General features: G+C 61.4%; 9 protein-coding genes and 1 pseudogene. 4 read left to right on the top strand and 6 right to left on the bottom strand.

Annotated elements, in window-relative coordinates:
• A partial coding sequence (locus H7841_17315) for a hypothetical protein (GenBank protein ID MEO5338623.1) occupies positions 1-578 on the top strand: 578 nt, incomplete at its 5' end.
• Here the strand turns inward: H7841_17315 and H7841_17310 are convergent.
• Positions 553-819, bottom strand: coding sequence for a hypothetical protein (locus H7841_17310; GenBank protein MEO5338622.1), 267 nt, complete (start codon positions 817-819; stop codon positions 553-555). The two genes, H7841_17315 and H7841_17310, sit on opposite strands and share 26 nt — an antisense overlap.
• A 131-nt stretch (positions 820-950) precedes the next feature.
• Between H7841_17310 and H7841_17305 the strand changes: the two genes are divergently transcribed.
• Together H7841_17305 and H7841_17300 are read left to right on the top strand one after the other, a co-directional pair.
• Complete coding sequence (locus H7841_17305; protein ID MEO5338621.1) at positions 951-1190, top strand: hypothetical protein; 240 nt, start codon at positions 951-953, stop codon at positions 1188-1190.
• Between the two features lie 5 nt (positions 1191-1195).
• The gene (locus H7841_17300; protein ID MEO5338620.1) at positions 1196-1513 is read left to right on the top strand and encodes a type II toxin-antitoxin system RelE/ParE family toxin; all 318 of its coding nucleotides are present in this window, start codon (positions 1196-1198) and stop codon (positions 1511-1513) included.
• Between the two features lie 22 nt (positions 1514-1535).
• Here the strand turns inward: H7841_17300 and H7841_17295 are convergent, their stop codons facing one another.
• Positions 1536-1817 carry a hypothetical protein gene (locus H7841_17295; protein MEO5338619.1) on the bottom strand — a complete coding sequence of 94 codons (282 nt, stop codon included), beginning with the start codon at positions 1815-1817 and terminating at the stop codon, positions 1536-1538.
• Between the two features lie 170 nt (positions 1818-1987).
• On the opposite strand from H7841_17295, the gene H7841_17290 reads away from it, so the two are divergent.
• Positions 1988-2410, top strand: a complete 423-nt coding sequence (locus H7841_17290) for a hemerythrin domain-containing protein (protein ID MEO5338618.1) — start codon at positions 1988-1990, stop codon at positions 2408-2410.
• A gap of 58 nt (positions 2411-2468) precedes the next feature.
• Here the strand turns inward: H7841_17290 and H7841_17285 are convergent, their stop codons facing one another.
• From H7841_17285 to H7841_17270, 4 genes and pseudogenes are all read right to left on the bottom strand, one after another.
• Positions 2469-3818 carry a GH1 family beta-glucosidase gene (locus H7841_17285; protein MEO5338617.1) on the bottom strand — a complete coding sequence of 450 codons (1350 nt, stop codon included), beginning with the start codon at positions 3816-3818 and terminating at the stop codon, positions 2469-2471.
• A gap of 65 nt (positions 3819-3883) precedes the next feature.
• Positions 3884-5077 (bottom strand): hybrid sensor histidine kinase/response regulator, encoded by a 1194-nt coding sequence (locus H7841_17280; GenBank protein MEO5338616.1) that lies wholly within the window; start codon positions 5075-5077, stop codon positions 3884-3886.
• A gap of 21 nt (positions 5078-5098) precedes the next feature.
• Positions 5099-5377 (bottom strand): annotated as a pseudogene (locus H7841_17275) (hypothetical protein).
• Between the two features lie 122 nt (positions 5378-5499).
• The gene (locus tag H7841_17270; GenBank protein MEO5338615.1) at positions 5500-6774 is read right to left on the bottom strand and encodes a DUF2336 domain-containing protein; all 1275 of its coding nucleotides are present in this window, start codon (positions 6772-6774) and stop codon (positions 5500-5502) included.
• Between the last annotated feature and the right edge of the window lie 351 nt (positions 6775-7125).

Below are 7125 nucleotides of genomic sequence, written 5' to 3'. Positions count from 1 at the left end.
AACGACAGAGAAAATGTTCCACTACATTTTTCGCCAGGTCCGGATTTCAGGCCAAAAAACCCAATATTTTCAATAGGGGCCTCTCCCAAAACGCCCCTCCACTGTTCAAGTTGGGCCTAACTGGTGAATTTCCGTTCGGTGTATTTTTAAATGCTGCCGTGAATGTAAAATCTAATAACAGGCTTCTGTGGCCGGCGTTTATGACGAGCAATCCCCAGTTTGCTCCGCTGGCAACGGAGCTTCAATCGGTTGTTGATCTGTGCTTGAGGCAAAATCCTTTGGAGCGTCCGACCGCGGACGCCTTGGTTTCTCTATCGGAGGAGTTATGCTACATTGATTTGGCTCGGCATACTGCTGTCGTTAATAATATTATTCAGAGTGGATATAGTGCGTTTGCGGCGAAGCCTGGTGGGGAAACAGTATTTTTTTCAATGGAAAGCCTTTATGGGGCCAAGAGGAACGAAGTTAAGATTGGGTCGATGATTTGTTATTGCTCTTTTGAAGGAAGGCCGCGTTTTCGTGCCCACCCCGTGACCATAATTAATAATAATGCTAATAAAGTGGGAGGGGGTGGGTAGTGCTGATCTTCCGCCACCCGTTCCGGAAATCGGCGATGAACTCCGGGAGCGTCTGGAAGAAGAAGAACGGGAAGAAGGCCGCGCCGAAGTCGGTGCGCTGCGACAGGTTCCGTTGGGTGAGCGCAAGGGCCTTCTCGTCCTCGAAGACCGCCAGGATGCGGGGCGAGTGCGGATCGTCGAACTGCCGTTCGATGGCGTGCTCCCCGATGGCGTAGCGGTATTCCGCCAGCTTGTCGCTCAAACAAGACAAACATACAAACAGCAGCAAACAGGGATGCTGCTGCGGATCGAAAAAGGGAAGGAACCGGGGCCGGGATCAATGCCGGGATCAATGCTCTCGACGGGCAAGCGGCCGTGAGGTAGCATCATGGCATGACGAAAACGATCATCCGCACGACGGTTGCGCAGATTCCCAGCGAGCTTTCCGCCTTCTCCCGCGAACGGCGGGTCGAGGTCCGCGTGATCGATGCGACCGAAGAGGAGGAGACGGCGCGCGTCAAGCTGGCGGTTGAGCGCGCCATGAGCGATCCCCGGCCAAGCATTCCGGCTGAAGAGGTGTTTGGGGAAATTCGTTCCCGCCTCCAGGCGAGAAAAAATAACCGCCACAATTGATGACAATGCGCCGCGTCGTATTTCGTCCGCACGCTCGACAAGACCTGGACGATATCGCCGAATTCATTGCCCTGGACAATCTGGACCGGGCCATTTCGTTCGTCGATGAACTTGGGCAGGCATGCCGGCACCGGGCCGATTTTCCGCTTTCCGGTCGTGATCGCTCGGATATGGCGGCCGGCTTGCGGAGCTTCGCCCACAAGAACTACGTCATCTACTATTTCGTTTTGGCGGGCGGCAACGGTATCGAGATTGCCCATGTGATCCACGGCGCGCGCGATCATGAAACCATCATGCGCGACGAAGACGAAAGCCTCGGGTAAGCCTTGCCATGCTTCCCGTTCGTCACGATGTCCGCGCACGGCCCGGAAAATTCACGGCGACCACGTTGCCACCCAGCCTTGTCGGTTCGCCGACGATTTCCATGACCCGGTTCGCCCATGCTTCCAGGGCGTGGCGCCGTTCGTTGAGATAGAGCGCCTTGTTGTAGACACCGGCAACGCCCGCCTTCGCCCCGCCGGAGATATGGTTGACGCAGGCCTCGACGACGTGGGGCGGAATGCCGAGCCCCTCGTTCATCATCGTCACCATCGTCCGTCGCAGGTCGTGCAAATTCCAATCGGGCATCGGCGCGACGCCAGCTTTCGCCCGGCGGCCGTTGATCCCAGTGTCGATCCACTTTCGGAAATATTCCTTGGCCGCGGCGCCCTGTGGCGTTCGCATTCAGGGTTGATTGGCGTCACTGGCGCTGTACACTTCTCGATGTGCCGGGGAGCCAATTTCTGGAGGATACCGTGGTGGAATTGGATTGGAAGAAGTGGTTCGAAATTGGCCATGAAACGATAGATTTCGAACACAAGGTGTTTTTCTCTCTTATTCACAAACTTCAATGTCTTACTACAGATAATCATGCGGCTGACGATATCAGAAGAACTATGAACGAAATTATGAAATACGCTGAATTTCATTTTGTGAGCGAAGAAAATATTATGATCGAATGCAATTATGACAAATTAGAATCGCATGTCATATTGCATAGGAATCTACTGCGTGATCTTCGTGATGCAATTACTATGCATGAGGGTGGCGCAGAAAACGATGAGGAAATAGTAACATTTTTATTTAATTGGCTTCTTGAGCATACCATTAAGGCTGATCTGGATATATCTAGGCACGTTAAAGAGAAAAATCTAAGATGCTATTTCAATGTCGGCGCTTAACCGGTAATCGGCGGATAGGGGCGCGCCCTGGGCGGCCCCTGAATCCAGCGGCATCGAACTACACGCGCCCAGTCCGGATCGTTCCGGCAAGCCACTTGTAGCTGTCCTTCGGAGTACGCTCCAGGGTGTCGTAATCGACCCTGACGATGCCGAAACGCTTCGACAGGCCGAAGGCCCATTCGAAGTTGTCGAGCAGCGACCAAACCAAGTAGCCCTTGACGTTGCAGCCGTCGGCGAGCGCGCGGGCCACCGCGGCGACATGGTCCCGGAGGAAGGCCACCCGGTCCGCATCGTGGACTTGGCCGTCGGCCGAGACGACATCCTCGTACGCGGCGCCGTTCTCGGCGACGAAGACGGGCAGATTGCCGTACCGGTCCCGGAATTCGCAAAGCTGGTCGTAGAGCCCGTCCGGCTGTACCGGCCAGCCCATGGCGGTGAAGCGGTCGCAATGGGGATCGCCCCAGAACACGTCGAAGGGACGGCCTTCCTCGTACTTCATGGTCATGCGGGAGTAGTAGTTGATGCCCAGAAGATCGAGGGGAAACCTGATGGCCTCCAGATCGCCCGGCTTGACGATGGACGCCATCTTTTCCGCCAGAACGTCGGGAATGGCGCCGTGCATCACCCCATCCAGCGGCACCCGGTTCCACACCGCGTCCCAGCGGATGGCGGCGGCGCGGTTCTTCGGATCGTCATCCTGGGGACGGCAGGGCTGCAGGTTGATGACGGTGCCGAGCGTCGCCGCGGGGTCGTTGGCGCGAATGGCGCGCAGAGCGGCGCCCTGGGCGAGATTCTGGTGATGCAGCGCCTTGAGGATGCCGTCCTCGCCCAGCTTGTGGCCCGGCGCGTGATCGCCGTTGCCGTAGCCGATGATGGCGACCACGTTGGGCTCGTTCAGCATGAACCAGTCCTTGACCCGGTCGCCCAGGCGCCTTGACGCGACATCGGCATAGGCGGCGAAGGGACCGACCACCTCGCGGCCCTGCCAGCCCCCCTTGTCCTCCAGGGGTTGCGGCAGGTCCCAGTGGTAGAGGCAGGCCATGGGGCGAATGCCCGCCTCCAGTATCTTGTCCACCAAGCGGTCATAGAAATCGAGCCCCTTGGGATTCACCGCCCCGCTGCCGGTGGGCACGATACGCGGCCAAGCCAGCGAGAAGCGGTAGGCATTGAAGCCGGCCGCCTTCATCAGGGCGATGTCCTCGGGATAGCGGTGGTAGTGATCGCAAGCCACCTTGGCGGTGCTGCCATCCTGGATACGTCCCTCGGCGGTGAAGGTGTCCCAGATGGTCATGCCGCGCCCATCCTCGTCGTAGGCGCCTTCGATCTGATAGGCCGCCGTGGATGCGCCCCACAGGAAGTCCCCGGGGAACCGGACGGTGGTCCCGCTTTCGGCTTGGTCGGCGATCATGGTCGTCTCTCCCCCGTCTCCGGTCCCTGGACACGGCCCCATCATGCCACCGTCGACGCCCCCCGTCACCCCACGAAGCGTCGCACCCGCGGGATGAAGTCCTCGACCACCAGCGGCTTGACCGTGAAGTCGTCGGCTTCCAGGCCCAACACTTCCCGGCGGGTTTCCAGGTTCGCGTCGGCCGTCACCACGATGATGGGCACGCGCTCGGTACGAGCGTCCCGCTTGAGGGTACGCAGCAACTGCAACCCGTCCATCTTCGGCATGTTGACGTCGGTGATGATCAGGTGGGGCAAGCCGTGCTCCGTCACGTGGTCCAGGGCTTCCTGTCCGTTTTCCGCGGTCGCCGGCTCGATGCCGATACCGCGCAGATTGAGCGCCAGCATGCGACGGAAGACCGGATCGTCGTCCACCACCAGGACCCGGGGTTCCACCCCCGGCAAGGCGGCGAAGAAGGTGCTGCCCTTGCCTTCCGCCGATTCCACGGACAGGAGGCCACCCAGGGCTTCCATGGTTCGGCTGCTGAGAGGCAAGCCAAAGCCCGTGCCCTTCTCGCCGGCGGTTCCGTCGGTTGAAATCTTTTCTTCGAGCACGAAGAGTTTCGGGATGATGGCCGCCGGAATTCCGACCCCCTGGTCGCGCACGGCGATGGTGGTCGGAGCCTCGGGCGGGGCAAAGATGTCCACCTCGCCGCCCCGATGGCTGAACTTGATCGCGTTGGACAGGAGGTTCTGCAAGACTTGCCCGAACAAGGTTCCGTCGGTGAAAAGCCGGGAACCGGGAGGCACTCGGTTGCGAATCGCGACTCCCTTCTGGTCGGCCAGAAGCGCCACCTTGTTGGCCGCGATCTCCACCAGGTAGTGGCCGTCAAGGAAGCGAGGCGCCGGAGTGATCTTGCCGGTCTGCAGCTTGCTGACGTTGAGCAGGTCTTCGATCACGTCGAGGAGGATGGCGCCGTTGTCGACGATGAAGCGCAGGTTTTCCGCATGAGTCGGATGCAGTGGAATGTCCTGACGGATGGTCATCAACTGCAACAATCCGATGATCGCCCCCAGGGGGCCCCTCAGATCATGAGCGACCAGGGCGACGAACCGGTCCTTGAGCCGGGTCGCTTCCTCCGCCTCCTCCCGCGCCTTCTCCAACTCGCGCTCGCGGCGCCAGTGCAGCGCCGCCACCTGGGCCACATGCCAGGCGAGCGGAGGCAATTCGCCGGCCTCGGCCACCAGATAGTCCTGGGCCCCCAAGGCCACGCATTGCATGCCCAACTCTTCCTGGTCGGGGCTCACCACGACCACGACCGGGATGTCCCCGGCCTCGGCGAGGAAGCTCTCGAGGGCATCGGCTCCCTGCACGTCGGGCAAGGATAGCGAAAGAAGGACGACGTCGACGTCGGGATGGCGGCACTCGCAGACGATGTCCAGGGCCTGGCCCAAGGTGGGCACACTGGTCACATGGCCGGCGGAGCGACCGACACGGGCCTCGGGCCGTGGCGGCGGCACGCCCACCGCCAGAAGCGCCGTCGGTCCCGGATCGGAAAAGCGGATGCTGTCGTAAGGCATGGTAATCCTCACCCATTCAATGGCCTGCCCAGGGAGATTGGAGGCATTCTGGAAGGAGGATATTTCCGTATGGTTTCGCGGCGGGGAAGATTGCGCGACTCTGGCGCGGGTTCGATCCCGGCTCAGGCCTGGAACAGGCAGCGCACCAGATCCGTCGACTGCAGGGCATAGCCCCCGTCGCCGCGCGGCAGAAGAAGCTCGCCGTCGGGAATGCCGGCCAGGGTCTTTTGGATTTTCACCGAGGCATCGGCGGTAAGGTTGGCCTTCCAGGCCAAGGCGGCCACGCGTTGGGAATCCCCGCTCGCCAGCATCGTCTCCACCTTGGCGATGGGAACCCCGGCCTGAAGCGCCAGGGCGTGGCGGACGAAGGCCATGTCGCCTCGCCGCAGGGCATCCAGAATGGCCGGTTCGCCGATGTGTTGGCGATCGAACATCACCCGCGCCCGTGTTTCCGCCGTCTTGGGATCGGGTGGCGGCACCGATGCGGCTCCCCCCATCCGTTTGTGCACCGCGGCCCGCAGTTCGTCGGCCGCCTTGCCGCCGATAGCGTTCCTGGCGATCAGGGTCTCGACCAATTTGTCGCCGACCAGCCCGGCGATGCGCCGGATCGTCGCGTCCGGCAGGTTGGCGCGGTCCACCAGCGCCTCGTGCCATTCGGGCCGATCCTTGGCCACGTCGACGATATGGTTCAGGGTATCGCCGCCGATAGCCGCCGTCCGGTTGCAAAGCAGGGCGGTCACCGCTGCGCTGTCGTTGGTGGTGGCGACCGCATGGGAGACTTTTCCCGCTAAATTATCGCGCTGGGCGACCGCGACCAGCGCGGCGCTGTCCAGGCCTTCGGCGACGATGTCCAGCAGATCGTCGTCGCTCAGGACGGGCGAATAGCGCAGCATGGGGGCCGCCACGATGGCTTCGGTGTCGCGAGCCAAGGCCTTGGCGACATGGGGCGGCACGGCGTCGAGGGTCTTGACCTCCTCGGCGACGATGGCGCGCACCGCCGGCAGTTGATCCTTGGACAAGGTCTCCAGGACCTCGTGGACAATGCGGGTGACCTTGGCGTTTTCCTCATCCGACAGGGCGGGCATGATCTGGCCGATCTTGCGGGCAAGGTCGCAACGCACGAAATCGTCGTCGTCCCGTGCCAATATCCGGTCCGCCTGCAAGGGCGTTCCCCGGTTGTTGACCACCGCGCGGCGAACGTCGGGAGACGAGTCGGACGCCAGGAAATAAAGAAATTCCGGAGGCAGATCCGGCCGCGCTGCCAAGTCCCGCTTCTGCCCGGCGGATCCGGAGGCCGCGATGGCCTTCGCCTCGTCGTAGGACACAGGCGCCCCACCGGCCCCGGCACCCGCGACCGCGGGCTTGCGGCTATTTCGGCTGAACAGCCAACTCAGCACCCGATCTTCCCCGTTCCACGCGCTCCCCCAAGACCGGATAGCAGGATTTGGGCGACGAGAAAAGAGCGTGGCCTTACCACTGCAGCGCAATCGGGTGAAGACGGAGGGTTTCGCCAAAGCCTGGGAGCACGGACCTCTCGTCCGCGGAAGGCGGGCCGGAGGCCCGTGTTCGACGCGTTCGTCTCCTCTGGGTTCCTTCGCCCTGGCCCGAGCCCGCATCCCGCCGGAGCCCGGAGGAGTTCCGATTCCCATCTTCCGTTATGTTCACCTATTATGCTTGACATTTGCGGAATCATTAAGGAATATCGACATATCATGCGGCGTAGTTCTTTCTAATTTCGGGGTGACTTG

Source organism: Magnetospirillum sp. WYHS-4 (genome assembly GCA_039908345.1).
Lineage (GTDB): Bacteria > Pseudomonadota > Alphaproteobacteria > Rhodospirillales > GLO-3 > JAMOBD01.
Note: the sequence above shows the minus strand (reverse complement) of the source record. Positions and strands in the feature narration are given on the sequence as shown.

Bases quoted from the DNA above. Each gene is read 5' to 3' on its own strand.
- H7841_17305 (MEO5338621.1), top strand. From the start codon at position 951: ATGACGAAAACGATCATCCGCACGACGGTTGCGCAGATTCCCAGCGAG.
- H7841_17280 (MEO5338616.1), bottom strand. From the start codon at position 5,077: ATGCAATGCGTGGCCTTGGGGGCCCAGGACTATCTGGTGGCCGAGGCC.
- H7841_17285 (MEO5338617.1), bottom strand. From the start codon at position 3,818: ATGATCGCCGACCAAGCCGAAAGCGGGACCACCGTCCGGTTCCCCGGG.
- H7841_17300 (MEO5338620.1), top strand. From the start codon at position 1,196: ATGCGCCGCGTCGTATTTCGTCCGCACGCTCGACAAGACCTGGACGAT.
- H7841_17295 (MEO5338619.1), bottom strand. From the start codon at position 1,817: ATGCCCGATTGGAATTTGCACGACCTGCGACGGACGATGGTGACGATG.